The organism is Enterobacter sp. K16B (genome assembly GCF_020216105.1).
GTDB lineage: Bacteria > Pseudomonadota > Gammaproteobacteria > Enterobacterales > Enterobacteriaceae > Enterobacter > Enterobacter sichuanensis.
The window spans coordinates 25,154-44,061 of the sequence record NZ_JAIWJZ010000023.1; the positions used below are offsets into that span (position 1 = coordinate 25,154).

General features: G+C 55.5%; 19 protein-coding genes. 8 read left to right on the forward strand and 11 right to left on the reverse strand.

The window, feature by feature from the left end:
- Nucleotides 1-116: 116 nt before the first annotated feature.
- On the forward strand, nt 117-1,154 hold the full coding sequence (locus LDK53_RS05670) for a LacI family DNA-binding transcriptional regulator (protein ID WP_025757797.1): 1,038 nt from the start codon (nt 117-119) through the stop codon (nt 1,152-1,154).
- Here LDK53_RS05670 and lysA read toward each other — a convergent pair.
- On the reverse strand, nt 1,124-2,386 hold the full coding sequence (gene lysA / locus LDK53_RS05675) for a diaminopimelate decarboxylase (RefSeq protein ID WP_045285829.1): 1,263 nt from the start codon (nt 2,384-2,386) through the stop codon (nt 1,124-1,126). The two genes, LDK53_RS05670 and lysA, sit on opposite strands and share 31 nt — an antisense overlap.
- Before the next feature lie 122 nt (nt 2,387-2,508).
- On the opposite strand from lysA, the gene LDK53_RS05680 reads away from it, so the two are divergent.
- Nucleotides 2,509-3,435: a LysR family transcriptional regulator gene (locus LDK53_RS05680; RefSeq protein ID WP_025757795.1), complete on the forward strand. Its 927-nt coding sequence runs from the start codon at nt 2,509-2,511 to the stop codon at nt 3,433-3,435.
- Here the strand turns inward: LDK53_RS05680 and LDK53_RS05685 are convergent.
- The 7 genes from LDK53_RS05685 to LDK53_RS05715 form a co-directional block, all read right to left on the reverse strand.
- A complete protein-coding gene (locus tag LDK53_RS05685; RefSeq protein WP_095441233.1) occupies nt 3,430-4,122 on the reverse strand; it encodes an aspartate/glutamate racemase in 693 nt (230 codons plus the stop codon). The genes LDK53_RS05680 and LDK53_RS05685 overlap by 6 nt on opposite strands.
- A 90-nt stretch (nt 4,123-4,212) precedes the next feature.
- Nucleotides 4,213-5,337, reverse strand: coding sequence for an LPS O-antigen length regulator Wzz(fepE) (gene wzz(fepE) / locus LDK53_RS05690; protein WP_025757793.1), 1,125 nt, complete (start codon nt 5,335-5,337; stop codon nt 4,213-4,215).
- 210 nt (nt 5,338-5,547) lie between these two features.
- Nucleotides 5,548-6,963 carry a sugar porter family MFS transporter gene (locus LDK53_RS05695; RefSeq protein ID WP_025757791.1) on the reverse strand — a complete coding sequence of 472 codons (1,416 nt, stop codon included), beginning with the start codon at nt 6,961-6,963 and terminating at the stop codon, nt 5,548-5,550.
- A 310-nt stretch (nt 6,964-7,273) separates the two neighbouring features.
- On the reverse strand, nt 7,274-8,035 hold the full coding sequence (kduD, locus tag LDK53_RS05700) for a 2-dehydro-3-deoxy-D-gluconate 5-dehydrogenase KduD (protein WP_095452434.1): 762 nt from the start codon (nt 8,033-8,035) through the stop codon (nt 7,274-7,276).
- 63 nt (nt 8,036-8,098) lie between these two features.
- Entirely contained in the window at nt 8,099-8,935 is an 837-nt protein-coding gene (kduI, locus tag LDK53_RS05705) for a 5-dehydro-4-deoxy-D-glucuronate isomerase (RefSeq protein WP_225284889.1), read from the reverse strand.
- 237 nt (nt 8,936-9,172) lie between these two features.
- Complete coding sequence (locus LDK53_RS05710; protein WP_025757788.1) at nt 9,173-10,351, reverse strand: acetyl-CoA C-acetyltransferase; 1,179 nt, start codon at nt 10,349-10,351, stop codon at nt 9,173-9,175.
- 93 nt (nt 10,352-10,444) lie between these two features.
- Nucleotides 10,445-11,311, reverse strand: coding sequence for a LysR family transcriptional regulator (locus LDK53_RS05715; RefSeq protein ID WP_225284891.1), 867 nt, complete (start codon nt 11,309-11,311; stop codon nt 10,445-10,447).
- Between the two features lie 105 nt (nt 11,312-11,416).
- Here LDK53_RS05715 and LDK53_RS05720 point away from each other — a divergent pair, with 105 nt between their 5' ends.
- Both LDK53_RS05720 and LDK53_RS05725 read left to right on the forward strand, forming a co-directional pair.
- Complete coding sequence (locus tag LDK53_RS05720; RefSeq protein ID WP_047959408.1) at nt 11,417-11,878, forward strand: multidrug/biocide efflux PACE transporter; 462 nt, start codon at nt 11,417-11,419, stop codon at nt 11,876-11,878.
- 119 nt (nt 11,879-11,997) lie between these two features.
- Nucleotides 11,998-13,227: an amino acid permease gene (locus LDK53_RS05725; protein ID WP_025757784.1), complete on the forward strand. Its 1,230-nt coding sequence runs from the start codon at nt 11,998-12,000 to the stop codon at nt 13,225-13,227.
- A 55-nt stretch (nt 13,228-13,282) separates the two neighbouring features.
- Here the strand turns inward: LDK53_RS05725 and LDK53_RS05730 are convergent, their stop codons facing one another.
- On the reverse strand, nt 13,283-13,735 hold the full coding sequence (locus tag LDK53_RS05730) for an Lrp/AsnC family transcriptional regulator (RefSeq protein WP_021242030.1): 453 nt from the start codon (nt 13,733-13,735) through the stop codon (nt 13,283-13,285).
- Between the two features lie 116 nt (nt 13,736-13,851).
- On the opposite strand from LDK53_RS05730, the gene LDK53_RS05735 reads away from it, so the two are divergent.
- Nucleotides 13,852-14,463 carry a LysE family translocator gene (locus LDK53_RS05735; RefSeq protein WP_225284892.1) on the forward strand — a complete coding sequence of 204 codons (612 nt, stop codon included), beginning with the start codon at nt 13,852-13,854 and terminating at the stop codon, nt 14,461-14,463.
- A 169-nt stretch (nt 14,464-14,632) separates the two neighbouring features.
- On the opposite strand, the gene LDK53_RS05740 is transcribed toward LDK53_RS05735, so the two are convergent.
- Together LDK53_RS05740 and yjdI are read right to left on the reverse strand one after the other, a co-directional pair.
- On the reverse strand, nt 14,633-14,905 hold the full coding sequence (locus tag LDK53_RS05740; RefSeq protein WP_008499687.1) for a GNAT family N-acetyltransferase: 273 nt from the start codon (nt 14,903-14,905) through the stop codon (nt 14,633-14,635).
- A 10-nt stretch (nt 14,906-14,915) separates the two neighbouring features.
- Nucleotides 14,916-15,146, reverse strand: a complete 231-nt coding sequence (gene yjdI / locus LDK53_RS05745) for a 4Fe-4S mono-cluster protein YjdI (RefSeq protein WP_014071635.1) — start codon at nt 15,144-15,146, stop codon at nt 14,916-14,918.
- Nucleotides 15,147-15,322: 176 nt separating this feature from the next.
- On the opposite strand from yjdI, the gene LDK53_RS05750 reads away from it, so the two are divergent.
- The 3 genes from LDK53_RS05750 to LDK53_RS05760 all read left to right on the forward strand — a co-directional run bounded on the left by LDK53_RS05750 (nt 15,323) and on the right by LDK53_RS05760 (nt 18,899).
- Nucleotides 15,323-16,963: a sensor histidine kinase gene (locus LDK53_RS05750; protein WP_225284894.1), complete on the forward strand. Its 1,641-nt coding sequence runs from the start codon at nt 15,323-15,325 to the stop codon at nt 16,961-16,963.
- A complete protein-coding gene (locus tag LDK53_RS05755; protein ID WP_225284896.1) occupies nt 16,947-17,642 on the forward strand; it encodes a response regulator in 696 nt (231 codons plus the stop codon). Before LDK53_RS05750 ends, LDK53_RS05755 begins: the two co-directional genes overlap by 17 nt.
- A 168-nt stretch (nt 17,643-17,810) precedes the next feature.
- The gene (locus LDK53_RS05760; protein ID WP_045285838.1) at nt 17,811-18,899 is read left to right on the forward strand and encodes an ABC transporter substrate-binding protein; all 1,089 of its coding nucleotides are present in this window, start codon (nt 17,811-17,813) and stop codon (nt 18,897-18,899) included.
- Nucleotides 18,900-18,908 lie beyond the last annotated feature (9 nt).

Genomic DNA, 18,908 nt, shown 5'->3' on the forward strand with positions numbered 1-18,908 from the left:
GACGAATCGTTACCGAAAAGCGTGATCGTGGCGGAGTTTTTGCCCTTTCCGCATCGCTTATACGCCGTGAGGTCTGTGTTAAACTGCAGACCAATACGTGGAATCAGGAATGTAGAATGGCAACAATGCTGGATGTCTCACTGCGTGCGGGCGTGTCGAAGGCCACGGTATCGCGCGTGCTGAACGGCACAGGTCAGGTTAAAGAGAGTACGCGCCAGCAGGTGTTTGCGGCGATGGAAGAGCTGGGCTATCGCCCGAACTTTCTCGCGCGTTCCCTGGCAAACCAGACCAGCAACAGCATTGGTCTGGTGGTCTCGACCTTCGATGGCTTTTACTTTGGCCGCCTTCTGCAACAGGCGTCACGGCAGACCGAAACCCACGGGAAACAGCTGATCGTCACCGATGGCCACGACGCGCCGGAACAGGAAGAACAGGCGGTGCAGATGCTGGCCGATCGCCAGTGTGATGCCATCGTGCTTTACACGCGCTATATGAGCGAAAAAGCGATCATCAAGCTGATGAATACCGTGCAAACGCCGCTGGTGGTCATTAACCGTGAAGTGAGCCAGGCGCCGGATCGCTGCGTCTTCTTCGAACAGCAGGATGCCGCGTTTAAGGCCGTGGATTACCTGATCAATCAGGGCCACCGGGAGATCGCCTGTATCACCGTCCCAATCCACACCCCCACCGGGAAAGCGAGGCTGATGGGCTACCGCAAGGCGCTGGAAAAGCACGGTATTCGTCTGGACGAGCGTCGGATTAAATACGGCGATGCGGGCATGACGCGGGGATATGAGCTGTGCAAAGAGCTGATTGCCGAAGGTGTGTCGTTCAGCGCCCTGTTTGCCTGTAACGATGATATGGCGCTGGGTGCGTCCAAAGCGCTGCATCAGGCGGGACTGAAGATCCCGCAGGATATTTCCCTGTTCGGCTTTGACGATGCCCCCTGCGCGAAATGGCTGGAGCCTGCGCTGTCATCGGTCTATCTGCCCATCGACAGTATGATTATCACCGCCATCGATCAGGCGATCCGGCTGGCAAAAAACCAGCCGGTCGATGCGATCCCGCCGTTTACCGGCACGCTGGTCTTACGCGATTCGGTCACCACCGGGCCCTACTTTACTCAGACGAGCTCCAGCGCCAGCAGTTCCTGAATAGTCTGGCGGCGGCGGATCAGCCGCGCCTTGCCGTTATCAAACAGCACTTCCGGCAGCAGCGGGCGGCTGTTGTAGTTAGAGGACATCGACGCCCCGTAGGCACCGGTATCATGCAGCACCAGATAATCACCCGGTTTAACCTCTGGCAGCGCGCGGGTTTCCACTTTTCCTCCCTCCTGCTGAGTAAATACGTCACCCGATTCGCACAGCGGCCCCGCAACGACGGTCTCAACGCGCGGCGCCTGCGTTAAATCGCGGCCGTCGGCAGCCAGTGCGGTAATGTGATGATAGCTGCCGTACATGGACGGACGCATCAGATCGTTAAAGCCCGCGTCAATCAACACAAAGTGACGAGAGCCCATCTCTTTCACGCTGCGCACCTGCGACACCAGCACGCCAGCTTCCGCCACCAGGAAACGACCCGGCTCAATTTCCAGTTTCACCGCGTGGCCCAGATGCGCGGCGATTTGGTCACGCGCGGCGCTCCACAGGCCGTAATAGTGATCGGTATCGATCGCCTCTTCGCCTTCACGGTAAGGAATGGAGAGACCACCACCGGCGGAGATCGCCTCCAGATCCTGCCCGAAGTCCACCACCTGGCGCACCATTGCGCCGCACACCTGCTCCAGATGACCATAATCCACACCAGAGCCAATGTGCATATGAATGCCCACCAGCTTCAGGTTGTAACGCTGCAGCACCTCCAGCGCAGCAGGCATATCGGCATACCAGATCCCGTGTTTGCTGTTTTCACCGCCGGTGTTGGTTTTTTGGCTGTGACCATGGCCAAAGCCCGGGTTCACGCGCAGCCAGACGCGATGGCCGGGAGAAACCTGCCCCAGCTGCTCCAGCATATCCACAGACCCGGCATTCACCGGGATCTGCAGTTCGTGCACGCGCGCCAGGGTGGCATCGTCGATGACATCGGCAGTAAAGACGATCGCATCGCTGTCAGCTTTTGGATCAAAACCCGCCGCCAGCGCGCGCTCGATTTCCCCCAGTGACACGGAGTCAACTTTTACCCCCTGCTCGCGCATCAGACGCAGGATATGAATATTGGAACAGGCCTTCTGGGCAAAACGCACCACGTCAAACTGATGCAGGGCGGCGATCTTTTCGCGAACGATCTGTGCGTCATAAACCCACACCGGGCAGCCAAACTCGGCAGGCAGGCGTAGCAGGTTGTCAGCATTCAAATCGGTATCAGTCTGGTTGAGCGGGCGTGGCATGGTCTTCTCCGGGTCATCAAATTTTTTATGATTACGCCACAGCGCAAAGAGAATAAAAAATATCGTTTTATCCCGAGTCTATGCAAAAATGATATGGATGACCCTCAGCCTTCAGGTGCCCTATGCCCGCCGTCAACTTACGCCAGATTGAGATTTTTCACGCCGTGATGACCACCGGTAATCTCACCGAAGCCGCGCAGATGCTGCATACCTCACAGCCGACAGTCAGCCGCGAGCTGGCGCGCTTCGAGAAAGTGCTGGGGCTAAAGCTGTTTGAACGCACCCGCGGAAGGCTGCACCCAACGGTGCAGGGGTTACGTTTGTTCGAAGAAGTGCAGCGTTCCTGGTACGGGCTGGACAGAATCGTGAGTGCGGCAGAAAGCCTGCGCGAGTTTCGTCAGGGCGAGCTGTCGATTGTTTGCCTGCCGGTCTTTTCGCAATCCTTTTTGCCGATGCTGCTACAGCCTTTTCTGGCCCGCTATCCTGAAGTCAGCCTCACTATCGTGCCGCAGGAATCCCCGCTGCTGGAAGAGTGGCTTTCGGCGCAGCGCCATGATTTAGGACTCACCGAGACCCTCTCCACCCCCGCCGGAACGGAACGCATGGAATTACTCTCTTTAGATGAAGTGTGCGTTCTCCCGGCCGGACATCCGCTTGCCGGAAAAAGCGTGCTCACACCCGAGGATTTTCACGGGGAAAACTACATTAGTCTGTCGCAGACCGACAGTTACCGACAGCTCCTGGATACGCTGTTTGCCGAGCATCAGGTAAAACGGCGAATGGTCGTGGAGACGCACAGCGCAGCCTCAATCTGTGCAATGGTGCGGGCAGGCGTCGGCGTCGCGGTCGTTAACCCGCTGACGGCGCTGGACTATGCCGGAAGCGGGATCGTCATCCGCCGTTTCAGCGTTTCCGTTCCGTTCACCGTGAGCCTGATCCGTCCGCTTCACCGCCCGTCTTCCGCACTGGTAGATGCGTTCACCGAACACTTAGTGGCGCACGCGCGCCAGCTAGCGCTTCGCTTACCAGATCGACAAGCGCCATTATGAGAGCATAAAGGCTACGGCATCCGCTGCGTGAATGGCGGCGGTATCAAATACCGGTACAGGGCTTCGCTCAACCGGAACCAGCAGGCCGATCTCCGTGCAGCCGAAGATCACCCCTTCAGCCCCCTGCTGCGCCAGCTTTTCAATCACGCTGACGTAATATGCCCGGGATGACTCGCTGAAGGTACCGAGGCAGAGTTCGTCAAAGATGATCTGGTTGATGCGCGCCCGGTCATGCTCATCAGGGATCAGGCTTTCGATGCCGAACTCACTGTGCAAACGCCCACGATAAAAATCCTGTTCCATGGTGTAGCGCGTACCCAGCAGCGCCACGCGGCGTATACCGGATGCCGCAATCGCACGCCCGGTGGCATCAGCGATATGCAGGAACGGCAGCGGGCAACGCTCCTCAATGTGCGACGCCACTTTGTGCATGGTGTTGGTACAGAGCAAAATCCCTTCGGCGCCGGCACGCTCCAGCCCCAGCGCCGCCTGGGCCAGTATCTCCCCGGCTTTATCCCATTCTCCGCTCGACTGGCAGGCTTCTATTTCATGAAAATCCACGCTGTGCAGCAGCAGACTCGCGGAATGCAGACCACCCAGACGTTGCTTTATTCCTTCGTTAATCAGGCGGTAATAAGGGATTGTCGATTCCCAGCTCATTCCACCTATCAGGCCGATCGTTTTCATCATCCCTCCTTATTATCCAGGATCTTTTTTAACACAACCGGCAGCCATAAAAAAAGGCGCTGAAGTCAGCGCCTTTTTAATCTGCAGAGGTTATTCCGTCACCGGCTCTGGCAGAGGATTGCGGGTGAGCATCGCCTCACGCAGTAAAACGCTACCGCAGGCAAACAGCCCTCCCAGGATCGCCGACAGAAGGACAATCAGGGCTTTACCCGGGCCATCTTTTTTCACCGGCATGGACGGTGAAAGCTGGTACCTGAAGGGCTCAAGTTTGACGTCGGCAAAGGAGAGTTTTTTCAGCTGTGCCAGGTAGTATTCCCGGTTCTGGAAATCCGCATTCAGCTCGGTCACGTCCTTCAGATTTTTTTCAATCTGCAGTTTTTGCGCAATGCCGTCAGCGCCGAGCGCAACGGAGTAATCCGGGTCATCTTTTACGGCCTGCCCGTTACTGTAGACCGGCTTTTTAATACCTGCGGCATTCGCCACGGCCAGCGAATAATTCAGTCGCTGCAGGTTGGTATTATGAATATTGGTCAGACGAACACGGTCAAGTTCCAGCTGCTGCTCAACAGCTTTCGTTTTCAGGGTTATCTGGCTACGGATATTCTGAATCGTCTCTTTTTCGACAATCGCGGTAATGTAATTGATATAGCCTTCCAGCACGGTTTGCGCATCGCCTGCTGTCGGTGCCGTGAAGCTCAATGTCCAGGAGACATACGGCATTTTATCCGCATCTTTAACCTGAGTGTCATTCACTGCTTTCATTCGTTCTGAGATATTGACTATTGCACGATGCAGCTCAAGCGCATCCACCTCAGTGCCTTCCAGCTGCGACGTCACGTAAGGAGAAGTTTTCATGTACTCTTCGAGCAATGACTGCGACTGAAACTTTTTAATAAACAGATCAAAGACTTCCGGGCGGGAAATTTTCGCATCCACGTCAAGGACCTGTAACGTAACCAGCATCTGGCGCAACGGGTTCCACTGCGACTGTTCTGCCTGCGTGATCACGGCTTTACTGGTCCATTTCTGCGGCAGTAAAAATGAAACGGCCAGACCTACCAGCGTGAAAGCAAGCGTCACGGCGATAATGCGTTTTTTCGCCGCCAGCAGCACTTCAACCAGGCCCAAAAGATCTATCTCTTTAGCGTGTACAACCGGGGTGGCATAACGGGGAAAATCAAGATCTGTGCTTTTTTTGATATCCATCTCAGACATAGGCATTTTTCTTTTTAGGATTCGGCTTAATTTGCGCAAATAACAGCGGTGGTCGGATGATACATTATCCTAAGAATTATCTTAAGCTCAAATCCCTTAATTTATCCCCCCCTGCCAGAGTTGGTAGTGAGTTTCATTACGTTATTATTGTCATAACGCAGAATCATTCCAACTCCGGCATCGTCTGAAGCGTTTATACAGGCAATACGATCACACCCCGATATTGCGCAATTTCTCCCCTGCCATCAGCTTGCGCTCGATATGTTCCAGCGTTACGCCTTTCGTTTCCGGGATCAGCCAGAACGTGACGCCGATAAACACTACGTTCAGCACGGTATAGAGCCAGAATGTTCCCGCGGCGCCAATGGCGTCCAGCAGCGTCAGGAACGTCGCGCCGATGATCATGTTGGACACCCAGTTGGTGGTCGTCGAGCAGGTGATGCCAAAGTCACGGCATTTGAGCGGCTGGATTTCGGAGCACAGGATCCAGACCACGGGCGCGGCGCTCATCGCGTATCCTGCAATACACATCATCGTCATGCCGACAGAAAGCCAGGAAAGGCCACTTGAGGCGGTGCCGTTATCAAACTGCATCAGACAGTAGCCGAGGATCAGCGTACCGAGCGCCATCACGCTGAAGCCAATTTTCAACGCCGGTTTACGTCCGGCTTTATCCACGGTGAATACGGCAATAAAGGTGGCGAACATAAAGGTCAGCCCGACCACCAGGGTGGCGATCATCTGCTGTTCCGTGGTGGTGAACCCGGCCATTTTGAAAATGCGTGGCGCGTAGTACATGATGATGTTCATGCCGGTGAATTGCTGCATCGCCTGCAGCAGCATGCCGAGGAAGACCGCGCGGCGCACGTTGCGGTTGATCTTAAACAACGCCCAGCCTCCCTGCTTCAGCTTCAGGCTTTCGCGGATTTCATTGAGCTCTTCGCGCGCTTTTTCTGAGGTGTCGCGCAGCATACGCAACACCTCTTCCGCCTCCACGTGGCGCCCTTTTTGCGCCAGCCAGCGCGGACTATTTGGCAGGAAAATCACCAGCACGATCAGCACCAGCGCCGGCAAGGCCAGCACGCCAAGCATTGCGCGCCAGTTGCCGCTGTAGCTGAAGTAAGTGTCAGAGAGGAACGCCAGCACAATACCCAGGGTGACCATCAGCTGGTACATGCTGATCATCTTCCCGCGCACGTTCTCACTCGCCATTTCGGAGAGATAAAGTGGGGCCGTGTAGGAGGCAATCCCCACCGCCACCCCCAGCAGCACGCGGGAGAGCAGCAACACCTCCACGTGCGTGGCAAATGCGGAGCCAATGGAGCCCGCGACAAACAGAACCGCCCCGACCATCAGGCTGTATTTGCGCCCCAGACGAAACGAGAGCCAGCCGTTGAACAACGCGCCGATAGCCGCGCCAAGCATCATGCTGCTCACCACCCACTCCTGCAGACGGCTGCTCAGGGTAAAGTGATCGGTAATAAACGGTAAGGCGCCGGCAATCACGCCGATATCCAGCCCGAATAATAAGCCCGCCACGGCGGCGGCCACAGAGACAAACTGGTTCATGCGACGTGTATCCCGCAGCGCAGCGGGCATAAGGGTAGAGTCATTTATTGATGTCATAGTTTCCTGCCTGAACAGTAAATGCGTTAAGTGAAATTACGAGATAGCGAGAAAAAGTGTCAGGTGGGAAAAGGTGAAGATATGGATTATTTCGCTACGACATAGCGATCTGTGATGGACATTACAATTTCAATTAATGCTGAATAATCGCATTCATTTACTAATACCTTAATTTTGCAGCAATAAAAGTGTGATGATGGTCATTCATGACTTTTTAGTATGGATTTTTCGTGTTTAACGATATGGACGTTGACAATTTTTGAGCAAAAAAAACCTCCGCCCGAAGGCAGAGGTGTTTGCCAGAAGCGGCTTATCGCGCCAGCCAGCCGCCATCCACCGCCACGGTGTAGCCGTTGATATAGTCCGACGCCGACGAGGCCAGAAACACGACCGGCCCCATCAGATCGCCCGGAAGCCCCCAGCGCCCCGCCGGAATGCGGTCGAGAATTTCCGCGCTACGCTGCTCGTCGGCGCGCAGCTGCTGCGTGTTGTTGGTTGCCATGTAACCCGGTGCAATCGCATTCACATTGATATTATGCTTCGCCCATTCGTTTGCCAGCAGGCGGGTCACGCCCATCACGGCACTTTTGGACGCGGTGTATGACGGTACGCGAATGCCGCCCTGGAACGAGAGCATAGAGGCGATATTAACGATCTTGCCGCCGTTCCCCTGCGCAATAAAATGTTTTGCCGCCGCCTGGGACATGAAAAATACGCTCTTGATGTTCAAATCCATCACGTCGTCCCAGTCGCGCTCGCTGAAGTTAATCGCATCTTCGCGGCGAATCAGCCCGGCATTGTTCACCAGGATGTCGATATGACCGAATTCCGCCACCGCGCGCGCCAGCAGTTCAGGAATGGCGTCAATTTTACGCAGGTCAGCGGTCAGGCTCAGGAAACGGCGACCCAGGGCCGTCACGCGCTCGATGGTTTCCGTCGGCTCAACGAGATTAATCCCGACGATATCGCAGCCCGCTTCCGCCAGCCCTAACGCCATCCCCTGACCCAGACCGGTGTCACACCCGGAGACCACGGCCACTTTACCCTGCAGAGAAAATGCATCCAGAATCATGTTTGTTCCTTACTCGTTCAGAGCCTGTCACGCACAGGCAGGTTGATACTTCACTGCCCGCGACTAGCGCAGATCGCTGACCGCAACATGGTCCATATCATCAAAGACCTGGTTTTCACCCACCATTCCCCAGATAAAGGTATAGGCTTTCGTCCCGACGCCGGAGTGAATGGACCAGCTCGGCGAAATGACCGCCTGCTCGTTGTGCATCACGATATGGCGCGTTTCCTGGGGTTGTCCCATCATATGGAACACGCAGGCGTCCTCCTCCATATTGAAATAGAAGTAGACCTCCATCCGGCGCTCGTGGGTATGGCACGGCATGGTGTTCCACAGGTTGCCCGGCGCCAGCTCGGTCAACCCCATGCTGAGCTGGCAGGTCTCCAGCACGTCCGGCACGAAGTATTTATTGATGGTGCGGCGGTTGCTGGTGATGTTGTCGCCAAGCGTTACCGGGGCGACATCCGCCGGAGTCACTTTTTTGGTTGGACAGGTGTAATGTGCCGGCGCGCAGTTATAGTAAAACTTCGCCGGTTTGCTGCCGTCGATGCTGGCAAAGAGCACCTCTTTTGCCCCTTTCCCCACGTACAGCGCCTCGCGATGGCCAATCTCATAGCACTGGCCGTCGACGGTGATGGTGCCCGGCCCGCCGATATTAATGACCCCCAGCTCGCGACGCTCCAGAAAATAGCTTACGCCCAGCTGTTTACCAACCTCACCGCCCACGGAGACGGTTTGCGTGACGGGCATAATCCCGCCCACAATAATGCGGTCGATATGGCTGTAAACCATGGTGTAGTTATCAGCCTCGAACACCTGCCCGACTAAAAACGCATTGCGCAGCCCCTCTGTATCCAGCGTTTTGGCGTGCGCACTGTGGATGCTTTCTCTGACGTCCACGGTAACCTCCAGATGTGGTCATGCCCGAAGGCGGAAAATAAACGAAACAATGTTTCGTTTTTCATCATGAGCACATACTATCGGCATAAAGTGGGCTTTTCAATTACAATTAAAACAGCGTTTCATTTTTTATTTTGTTTATAACGAAAATGACGCCCGGATCACGATACGCAGCCAGGCAACAAGCAGCAGGATAAAAAAAACCTCCCGCAGGAGGTTTTATTCGATGAACCAGGATTAGCGTTCGATGGCCAGGGCCACCCCTTGCCCACCGCCGATACAGAGGGTGGCAATCCCTTTACGGGCGTTGCGCTTTTTCATTTCGTGGACCAGCGAAACCAGGATCCGGCACCCGGAAGCGCCGATAGGATGCCCCAGCGCGATCGCCCCACCGTTAACGTTAACCCGCAGTGGATCCCACTCCAGCATTTTGCCAACCGAGATGGCCTGCGCGGCAAAAGCTTCGTTCACCTCAATCAGATCAACGTCAGAAAGCTGCCACCCTGCACGATCGAGACAGCGACGAGTCGCATAGACCGGCGCGATCCCCATTAACGCAGGATCAACCCCCACGCTGGCGAAGGCTTTAATGCGGGCCAGCACAGGGAGATCGAGCTCAAGGGCTTTGCTTTCGCTCATCATCATGACAGCGGCAGCGCCGTCGTTAATGGAAGAGGCATTCCCCGCCGTCACCGAGCCCTGCGTTTCAAAAGCAGGATTCAGTCTCGCCAGGCCTTCGGCACTGGCGTCGGTGCGCGGCTGTTCATCGGTATCCACGACGATAACGTCGCCATTCTGGCGCCGGGTGCTGACCGGCACAATTTCGTCGCGAAAACGCCCGGAGTCGATCGCCGCGCGCGCTTTTTGCTGCGAGCTGAGCGCATACGCATCCTGCAATTCACGGCTGATGCCGTACTCGCGCGCCAGGTTTTCCGCCGTCACGCCCATATGGTAATCATTAAAGGCATCCCATAGCCCGTCATGCACCAGGCTGTCGAGCAGCTGGCTATTGCCCAACTGTGCGCCAGTACGGCTGTCGGTCAGTACATGCGGCGCGCGGCTCATGTTCTCTTGCCCGCCAGCAATAACCACATCCGCTTCACCACACTGAATGGCCTGCGTCGCGAGATGCAGCGCTTTTAATCCTGATCCACAGACGTCGTTGATGGTAATGGCAGAGACGGTATTGGGCAGCCCGCCTTTCAGCGCCGCCTGCCGTGCAGGGTTTTGTCCGGCGCCGGCCGTGAGCACCTGACCGAGGATCACCTCGTCCACTTCATGTGCTGCGATCCCGCTGCGTTCCACCAGCGCTTTCACCACCACGCTCCCCAGGTCAACCGCCGAATGACGCGCCAGCGCTCCCTGAAAACAGCCGATAGCTGTACGCAACGCACCCACTATTACGACATCTTTCATCACGACCTCTGTGTTAAATGACATGACGATAGTAGAGGATTGTTACTGGCAATTATCTTAATTGTTTAAAAATAGTGAGTTTAATCACAAGGATCAGCGCGCATCCTGCAGATACTGCCGCAGCCAGCGTCCGGCCACGCCGGGAGGGGATCGTTTATTCCACAGCAGATCGATGCCGATCGCCCGCGGCCAGCCTGGCACGTTGAGCTGTACCAGGGATTTCGCGGCGGCAAACTCATCCACCAGCGCGCAGGGCAACACGCACCAGCCAAATCCCTGTACCGCCATACTCAAGAGTAACAGGTAATTCGGTGCTGACCAGACGGGCCCGCGGGCGATCTCAGCCTCGCGTTCAAGATAGGTGCTCAGCCGCAGCTCCCGCCAGCCGTGCAGCTCGTCATGCTGAACGTCATCCTGCCCCGCCAGCGGGTGTGTGGTGGCAACATAGATCGCCATCCGGGTCTGTATCGGCAGGCGGGTAGCGCCGATATCGGTGGGGTAGCTGTCCCGGGCTTCCGTCAGTCCCACCTGGGCTCGCTCCTTTTGCAGCAGGTCGATCACGTCCTCCTCCTCGCCAATCAGACATTCGAATTCCGTATGGGGAAAGCGGGCGTCAAACTGCTTCATCATCTCTTCCAGCACGTCCGGGTTGAGGGTATCGGAAAGGACAAACGTCAGACGCGCCTCGGTTTGCGCCGTTAGCGACACCGCCAGCTCATCCAGCCGCGTGCTGGCGGCGAGAATGGCCTGCACATAGCCCAGCACCTGTTCCCCCTGGGCCGTTAACACCGGCTGGCGCGCCGAGCGGTCAAACAGCTCGAATCCCAGATCGGCTTCAAGATTGGCAATGGACGTGCTGATCGTCGACTGGCTTTTACGCAGCCGGCGAGCGGCAGCCGAAAAAGAGCCCGCCGCAACGGTCTCGACAAAGGCGGTAAGGGCTTCAGGTGAATAGCGCATAAACTATCTACTTTTACGATGGATACCATCTTTAATATATCAGCTTTAGCGATAAAAATAGGCAGCATCAACGCCCATACCGGCGAATTAATGAGGTCTATAACTATGCAACATCAGGATGCACTCCAACGTAAACTGCCGGAGCGGATCTTTCATGCTGTCTGTTTCGAAGGGATCGCGACGGCGATCCTCGCCCCCACCGCGGCCTGGCTTATGCAGCGTTCCGTGGTGGAGATGGGTGGGTTGACCATTATTCTGGCCACCACGGCTATGCTCTGGAACATTATCTATAACGTCGGCTTCGACCGTTTCTGGCCGGTTCAGCGTGTCACACGTACGGCAAAAGTGCGTACGCTGCATGCGCTGGGCTTCGAATGCGGGTTTATTGTGATTGGCGTATCGATTGTCGCCGCCGTGCTGGGGGTCACGCTGCTTCAGGCATTCACACTGGAAATAGGTTTCTTCCTGTTCTTCCTGCCGTACACCGTGTTCTATAACTGGGCGTACGATTGCCTTCGCGAAAAATTTCTTAAGCGCCGCCAGCAGCGACGCGCCCTGGCAGGCTAAATCTCCTCTGGCCGGACGTCCGTTCCGGCCTGACCACTTCGAAGCAACTGCGCTCTCCAGGCATAACTATGGTAAATTGCACTCCATTCCGATGGTTTGATAGTTGATACGTTGCTCTAATGTCGAAAATTTGGTCAAAAGATGAGACTCTCTGGAGTTTCGCTCTCTACGGCACAGCCGTGGGCGCAGGAACGCTATTCCTGCCCATTCAGCTGGGCTCCGCAGGCGCTATTGTCCTGTTTATTACCGCCCTCGTGGCCTACCCCTTAACCTACTGGCCACACCGGGCGCTGGCGCAATTTATCCTGTCGTCAAAAACAAAAGGCAATGAAGGGATCACCGGCGCCGTCTCGCACTACTACGGCAGGAAGATTGGCAATCTGATCACCACGCTCTATTTCATCGCCTTCTTTGTAGTGGTGCAGATTTATGCGGTGGCCATCACCAACTCGCTGACGGAACAGCTGGCGAAACACCTGACGGTAGACACCACCGTTCGCGTGCTGGTCAGCCTGGGCGTGGTGCTGGTGCTTAATCTGATCTTCCTGATGGGACGGCATATCACGATAAAAGTGATGGGCTTCCTCGTGTTTCCGCTGATTGCCTATTTCCTGTTTGTCTCACTCTATCTGATCGGCAGCTGGCAGCCCTCGCTGCTCACCAGCCAGATGACCGTCGATCGCCATACGCTGCATCAGGTATGGATTTCGATTCCGGTGATGGTGTTTGCGTTCAGCCATACCCCGATTATCTCGACGTTTGCCGTTGATCGTCGCGAGAAGTTTGCCGATGGCGCGATGGATAAATGCAAGAAGATCATGAAGGTGGCATATCTGATTATCTGCCTGAGCGTGCTGTTCTTTGTCTTCAGCTGCCTGCTCTCTATCCCACCGTCGTACATTGTGACCGCCAAAGCGCAAGGGGTGACTATCCTGTCAGCGCTGTCGATGATGCCCTCGTCACCGGCATGGCTCGGTATTTCCGGGATTATTGTGGCGATTATTGCGATGTCGAAATCGTTCCTCGGCACCTATTTTGGGGTGATAGAAGGGGCGACGGAGATCGTGAGGTCGTCGCTCAACCAGGTGGGTGTGAAAAAGAGCCGCGCCTTTAACCGCGCAGTTTCTATTATGGGGGTGTCGTTCATCACCTTTGCCGTCTGCTGCATTAACCCGAACGCCATTTCGATGATTTACGCCATCAGCGGCCCGCTAATCGCCATGATCCTGTTTATCATGCCGACGCTGTCGACGTATCTGATCCCCTCCCTGAAACAGTACCGTTCCATGGGCAACCTGCTGACGCTTATCGTCGGCGTGCTGTGCGTGTCGGTGATGTTTGTGGGCTAATCCCCTTTCCTGCCCGGCGCGATGCCGGGCAGGCCATTCAGTCCCGGCCTGCTGCTTACAGCGGAAAAGGCCTGTCCTGCACCACCGTTTTCATAACAAGCGTTGAGCGAAGATGCTGCACGCCGGGCATGGCGGAGAGCTTCTCGTCGTAGAGCTTCTGGAAAGCGGAAAGGTCGCGGGTCACGACGTGCATCAGATAATCAGGATCGCCAAACAGGCGCTGGGCCAGCACGATCTGCGGGATCTCCTCTACCGCCTCTTCAAACGCGCTAACCGCCTTGCGGTCACCCTCTTTCAGCGTCGCAAACACTATCGCCAGGAAGTTAAACCCCATTTTGGCGGGGTCGAGGCTTGCCCGGTATCCCGTTATGGCCCCGCTTTGCTCCAGCGCCCGCACGCGACGATGGCACGGCGAGAGGCTCAGATTCACCCGCTCAGCCAGCTCGGTAAGCGACAGGCGGCCGTCAGACTGCAGCTCAGCAAGAATTTTTCGATCAATGCTATCCATGTGGAAGATTTTCTCATTTTCACCGTGTTATGAGCATAACATTGAAAGCCTATTTCGCAGTATTAGCGATATTCTTTTTCGCAACGTATAACGCACTGCGGGAGTATTTCAGGACAATGGAAATGAGTATTGTGGCCGGCTTTTGGGTGGTTTCTTTTCTGCTCATCATGACCCCGGGGGCCGACTGGGCCTACGCTATCAGCGCCGGGATCAACGGCCGCCGCGTGGTCCCGGCGGTGATGGGGTTAATGGCCGGGCATCTGCTAGCCACATTGGTTGTGGTGGCTGGCGTGGGGGTATTGATTGCTCAACATCCGCTGGCGTTAGCCGGGCTGACCGTGGCGGGAGCCCTGTATCTGCTGTGGCTTGGCATAACGCTATGGCGTCACCCTGCCGCACCGGAAAAGGCCACCCAACATGCGGGTAACTGGACGCAGTGGGCGGTGAAAGGACTCTGCATTAGCGGCCTAAATCCGAAGGTTTTTTTGCTGTTCCTGGCCCTGCTTCCGCAATTTACAGACCCAACCGGAAGCTGGTCGATAGCGTTGCAGATGTCTGCGCTTGGGATGATGCATCTTATCACCTGTACCCTGGTCTACCTGCTGGTGGGGTATGGTTCGAAAGCGGTGCTGGCGACCCGGCCACAGGCGGCGCGTCTGGTGAGCAGGGCATCGGGAGGGTTGATGGTGCTGATAGCGCTGGTATTGCTGTTTGAGCAGGTGAGATAACTGTCTTTTTTGCCGGGTGGCGCTGCGCTTACCCGGCCTACATTTCACAACGATATCAATTAATTGCACAATTCATTGTAGGCCCGTGCAAGCGTAGCGCCGCCGGGCGAAACTCACGAATCGCACGTTGTCAGCAGTCTGAAATAACACCAGCCATCGCCGGTGTTATTTACGCCCGAATATCGTCATATTCCCGCGTTTTATCAAACTCATGTTTCGCGAACGGGCACAGCGGAATAATTTTGCGGTTCTCACCGCGCATCTTCTCCACCACTTTCGCCACCAGCTGTTTACCGACGCCCTGCCCTTTCAGGCTCTCATCCACATCGGTATGCTCGATAATGCTCAGGTGCTCGCCGGTCGGCACGAAGACAATCTCTGCGACCTGATTGCCGTTCGCATCGTTCACGTAAAACTTGTTATGGCCTTCAAGAATATCCATGGTTCCTCGCTTATTTCTGGCGATACTTCAGCGCACCGCTCGGGCAGGTATCAATCACGCGTATAACCGTTTCAACGTCAACTTCATCGGGAATGATCCACGGCTTACGTTTCAGATTAAACAGCTTTGCGCTCCCACGCACGCAGTTACCGGAGTGTTTGCAGATCCCGGTGTTGAAGTAGACGTCAATTTTCTCGCCGGTATAGGCCCGGTAGCCCGCATCCAGTAGTTCTTTATCCATGACATTGCCTCTGTAATTATTATCGTGCTGAATGAAGAATAGCCTGACGAGATCCTTGTGGCTATAACGCCGAAAACGAAAAGCCAGGTCACAACTCTTTTCTCGCCAGATTGCGTCCGCTATTTGCACATGTCAGGCTCGGCAAATGTCACTTTTACAACACTGTCGCAGGTTGAATGAAACGCAGACTCTCATTTCAGGTAAAGCTGTTTTTAGCGCTGGTGTGCTTCTCCTGCCTGCTGTTAGTTCTGCTGGGAACCATCCTGTTTCATTTTATTGACCGGCAGCTTCATCACGATCTCGGCCAGCGCGCCCGGGTTCAGGCCAGCCAGATTGCGCTGATGCCGGGTCTGGCTGACAAGGTGGTCGCCAGAGATATTCCGGGCATCGCCCGGCTGATTCAGCCGCTGCGTGCCGAAAGCGATGCCAGCTATATTGTGATTGGCGATACCCGCGAGCAGCACCTCTACCATTCGGAATCTCCGGAGCGCATTAATTTACCGATGATCGGAGGGGATAACGCGGAGGTATTAAAGGGTAAAACCATCATTTCCGTGCGTCAGGGTGGGATTGGCGTGTCGCTGCGCAGCAAAGCGCCCATCTTCAACGCCCAGCATCAGGTCATCGGCATTGTCTCGGTCGGCTATCTGACGTCGTATATTGCCAACATTAATGCCCGTATTCTGTGGCAGTCCGGGTTATACGGCGTTGCGCTTCTGCTGTTGCTGTTTATGTTCTCCTGGCTGTTTACCCGGAATTTAAAAAAACAGATGTTCCGGCTGGAGCCGAAAGATATCGCTCAGCTGGTTTTGCAGCAGCGGGCGCTATTAGAAGCCATGTATGAAGGGGTATTTGCCGTCAATGAAGAGAAGCAGCTGATTTTAATTAACCGCGCCGCCCGCGAAATGCTGGATATTCGTCAAAGTGAGAAAGACCTTATCGGCAAACCGCTGGAAGACGTTCTGCAGACATCTCCGGGCTTTTTATCCCAGCGTTACGCCTCGGTGAGCAGCGGCAGCCATGACCAGATTGCCGTGCTGAACCAGCGAGAGGTGATCGTCAACCGCGTCGCCATTGAGGTCGAACCCGGCGTTGAAAGCGGTTGGGTGTATAGCTTTCGCGACAAAAACGACATCAACACCCTCAGCAGCCAGCTTAGTCAGATCAAACGCTATGCGGATAACCTGCGCATTATGCGTCACGAACAGCTGAACTGGACCGCCACGCTGGTGGGCTTGCTGCAGATGAAACACTATGATGAGGCGATCCGATACATCCAGGTGCAGTCAGAAGGCGCGCAGCGCGTGCTGGACTTTGTCTCTGCCCGTTTTGTCTCCCCGGCGCTGTGCGGGCTGCTGCTGGGTAAATATGTCAGCGCGCGCGAAAAAGGCATCGAACTGCAGTTTGATCCCGCCTGCCAGCTCACCCGCATGCCTGCCGCGCTCAGTGAAACGGAGCTGATGTCCATTATTGGTAATCTACTGGATAACGCCGTGGATGCGACCCTCAACGCCCAGGTCCACGCCCCGGTAGAACTCTACATCTCTGACCGTAACCAGGAGCTGCTGATCGAGGTGGCCGACAGAGGCTGCGGCGTGGACGATGCGCTGAAGCCGCATATTTTCCGCCAGGGGTTCAGCAGCAAACCGGAACGTGAAAACGACATTGTGGGCACCGAGCATGGTATTGGCCTGTTCCTGGTGGCAGGCTATATCGATAAGGCGGGCGGCAGTATTGAGATTGCCGATAACACGCCGCAGGGCACGATTTTTTCTGTGTTTATTCCGAATGGACAACAGCATGACCCGACCACTTGATGTTGTGATAGTTGAAGATGAGCCGCACCTGGCGGAGCTGCATCGCGAGTATATTGAGCAGAATTTTCATTTGCGCGTGGTGGGCATCGCCGCGTCAATCGAACAGGCGCACAGCCTGATCCGTCAGCATCAGCCGCGCCTTATCCTGCTGGATAACTATCTTCCGGACGGTAAAGGGGTGGAGTTAATCGATAACCCGCTGCTAAAAAGCTATGAATGCTCGGTGATCTTCATCACCGCCGCCAGCGATATGCAAACCTGCAGCCACGCCATGCGCAGCGGCGCGTTTGACTACCTGATAAAGCCCGTATTTTTCCAGCGTCTGCACGCTTCGCTGGAGCGGTTTATGCGCTTCATCCACACCGTGCAGCAGGTGAAGGTGGTCGACCAGCATGCGCTGGATCGCCTGTTTAACCTGCCGGCCGCGGAGTCCTCACCTGCGCCGTCCACGAAGGGCATTGAACCCCAGACGCTGGAGCGGATTAAACGCCTGTTCGCCGACCATCCCGACAGTGCGATGTCGGTTGAAGAGGTGGTGGAAAACGTAGGGATCAGCAAAACCACGGGGCGTCGCTACCTTGAATACTGCGTGGAGAGCGGGTTGATCAACATCGAAATGCTGTATGGCAATATTGGTCATCCGCGCAGGTTATACCGCAAAGCTCCCGACAAACCGTAATCCGCAACCGTTCGTTGGCTAACGTTCGCGGATTTTATGGTGTTAATTGCTGAAACGACGGCGACAATCACACTTCGGAATCATTATCCGCTCCCCCCTATTGTGGGGAGAGCCCGATACGCTATGTTGACAATTAGTTCCTCAAATGTAACTAAAAGGTTAACTATAATGTCGAACACGTTCCGAATTTCTCTGCTTACCGCTACTGTACTGTTCTCTGCTTCTGCACTGTCCGCCCTGCCGCAGGGCTATCCTGCTGAGTATCAAAAAGTGGTCGATGCCGCCACGAAAGAGGGCAAGGTTGTCATTTATTCCACCACCGACATCAAAGCCGCCGGACCGCTTATCCAGGGCTTCGAACAAACCTACCCGGGCATCAAAGTCGAATACAACGACATGAACAGCACCGAGTTGTACAACCGTTTCATCAGCGAACAGGCCTCGGGCGGCGTGAGCGGCGACGTGGTCTGGAGCTCCTCGATGGACACCGGGCTGAAGCTCGCCACCGACTACGCCATGGAGTACAAATCCCCGGAACAGAGCCAACTGCCGAAATGGGCGGTCTGGAAAGATAAGGCCTACGGCACCACCTATGAGCCGGTGGTCTTTATCTACAACAAGCGCCTGATCCCGGCGGGCGACGTGCCGGATTCGCACGCCGCACTGGCGAAGCTTATCGCCAGCCAGACGGACAAATTCAAGAACAAAGTCACCACCTATGACATCGAAAAATCGGGTCTGGGCTTTATGCTCTCGGTGCAGGATCACAACGCCGATCCAAACTACTTTAAGACCCTGGCCGACGTCGCCAAAGGGGGCTTATCGGTGCAGTCGTCTACCGGCACCATGATGGAGCGTGTCTCCTCCGGTGAAAACCTGATCGGCTTTAATATCCTTGGATCCTATGCTGAAGCGCGTGCGAAGAACGATCCGTCGCTCGGCATCGCCTATCCGAAGGATTACACCCTGGTGCTGTCGCGCGTGTCGTTCATCAGCCAGCAGTCGCAAAACAGCAATGCGGCCAAATTGTGGCTCGACTACGTGCTCTCTGAAAAAGGGCAAAGCATTCTGGCCAATCAGGCGGACATTCCGTCCATTCGTAACGATATCGAAGGGAAAAATGATATCGACGGCCTGACCAAAATCCTCGGCAACGCGCTGAAGCCGATCCCGGTTGATGAAACGCTGCTGGAATACCTGCAGCCGAAAAAACGCCTGGAGTACATCAAAGAGTGGCGTACCGCCGCCGGCAAATAAGCGTCTGAG

What these genes read in the sequence shown, in the direction of transcription:
- LDK53_RS05735 (WP_225284892.1), top strand. Translation starts at nt 13,852, where the DNA reads ATGGAAATGAGTATTGTGGCCGGCTTTTGGGTGGTTTCTTTTCTGCTC.
- LDK53_RS05720 (WP_047959408.1), top strand. Translation starts at nt 11,417, where the DNA reads ATGCAACATCAGGATGCACTCCAACGTAAACTGCCGGAGCGGATCTTT.
- LDK53_RS05710 (WP_025757788.1), bottom strand. Translation starts at nt 10,351, where the DNA reads ATGAAAGATGTCGTAATAGTGGGTGCGTTGCGTACAGCTATCGGCTGT.
- LDK53_RS05670 (WP_025757797.1), top strand. Translation starts at nt 117, where the DNA reads ATGGCAACAATGCTGGATGTCTCACTGCGTGCGGGCGTGTCGAAGGCC.
- LDK53_RS05730 (WP_021242030.1), bottom strand. Translation starts at nt 13,735, where the DNA reads ATGGATAGCATTGATCGAAAAATTCTTGCTGAGCTGCAGTCTGACGGC.
- LDK53_RS05695 (WP_025757791.1), bottom strand. Translation starts at nt 6,963, where the DNA reads ATGACATCAATAAATGACTCTACCCTTATGCCCGCTGCGCTGCGGGAT.
- LDK53_RS05750 (WP_225284894.1), top strand. Translation starts at nt 15,323, where the DNA reads ATGAAACGCAGACTCTCATTTCAGGTAAAGCTGTTTTTAGCGCTGGTG.
- LDK53_RS05685 (WP_095441233.1), bottom strand. Translation starts at nt 4,122, where the DNA reads ATGAAAACGATCGGCCTGATAGGTGGAATGAGCTGGGAATCGACAATC.
- LDK53_RS05715 (WP_225284891.1), bottom strand. Translation starts at nt 11,311, where the DNA reads ATGCGCTATTCACCTGAAGCCCTTACCGCCTTTGTCGAGACCGTTGCG.
- LDK53_RS05755 (WP_225284896.1), top strand. Translation starts at nt 16,947, where the DNA reads ATGACCCGACCACTTGATGTTGTGATAGTTGAAGATGAGCCGCACCTG.
- lysA (WP_045285829.1), bottom strand. Translation starts at nt 2,386, where the DNA reads ATGCCACGCCCGCTCAACCAGACTGATACCGATTTGAATGCTGACAAC.
- kduD (WP_095452434.1), bottom strand. Translation starts at nt 8,035, where the DNA reads ATGATTCTGGATGCATTTTCTCTGCAGGGTAAAGTGGCCGTGGTCTCC.
- yjdI (WP_014071635.1), bottom strand. Translation starts at nt 15,146, where the DNA reads ATGGATAAAGAACTACTGGATGCGGGCTACCGGGCCTATACCGGCGAG.
- LDK53_RS05725 (WP_025757784.1), top strand. Translation starts at nt 11,998, where the DNA reads ATGTCGAAAATTTGGTCAAAAGATGAGACTCTCTGGAGTTTCGCTCTC.
- LDK53_RS05680 (WP_025757795.1), top strand. Translation starts at nt 2,509, where the DNA reads ATGCCCGCCGTCAACTTACGCCAGATTGAGATTTTTCACGCCGTGATG.
- LDK53_RS05760 (WP_045285838.1), top strand. Translation starts at nt 17,811, where the DNA reads ATGTCGAACACGTTCCGAATTTCTCTGCTTACCGCTACTGTACTGTTC.
- LDK53_RS05740 (WP_008499687.1), bottom strand. Translation starts at nt 14,905, where the DNA reads ATGGATATTCTTGAAGGCCATAACAAGTTTTACGTGAACGATGCGAAC.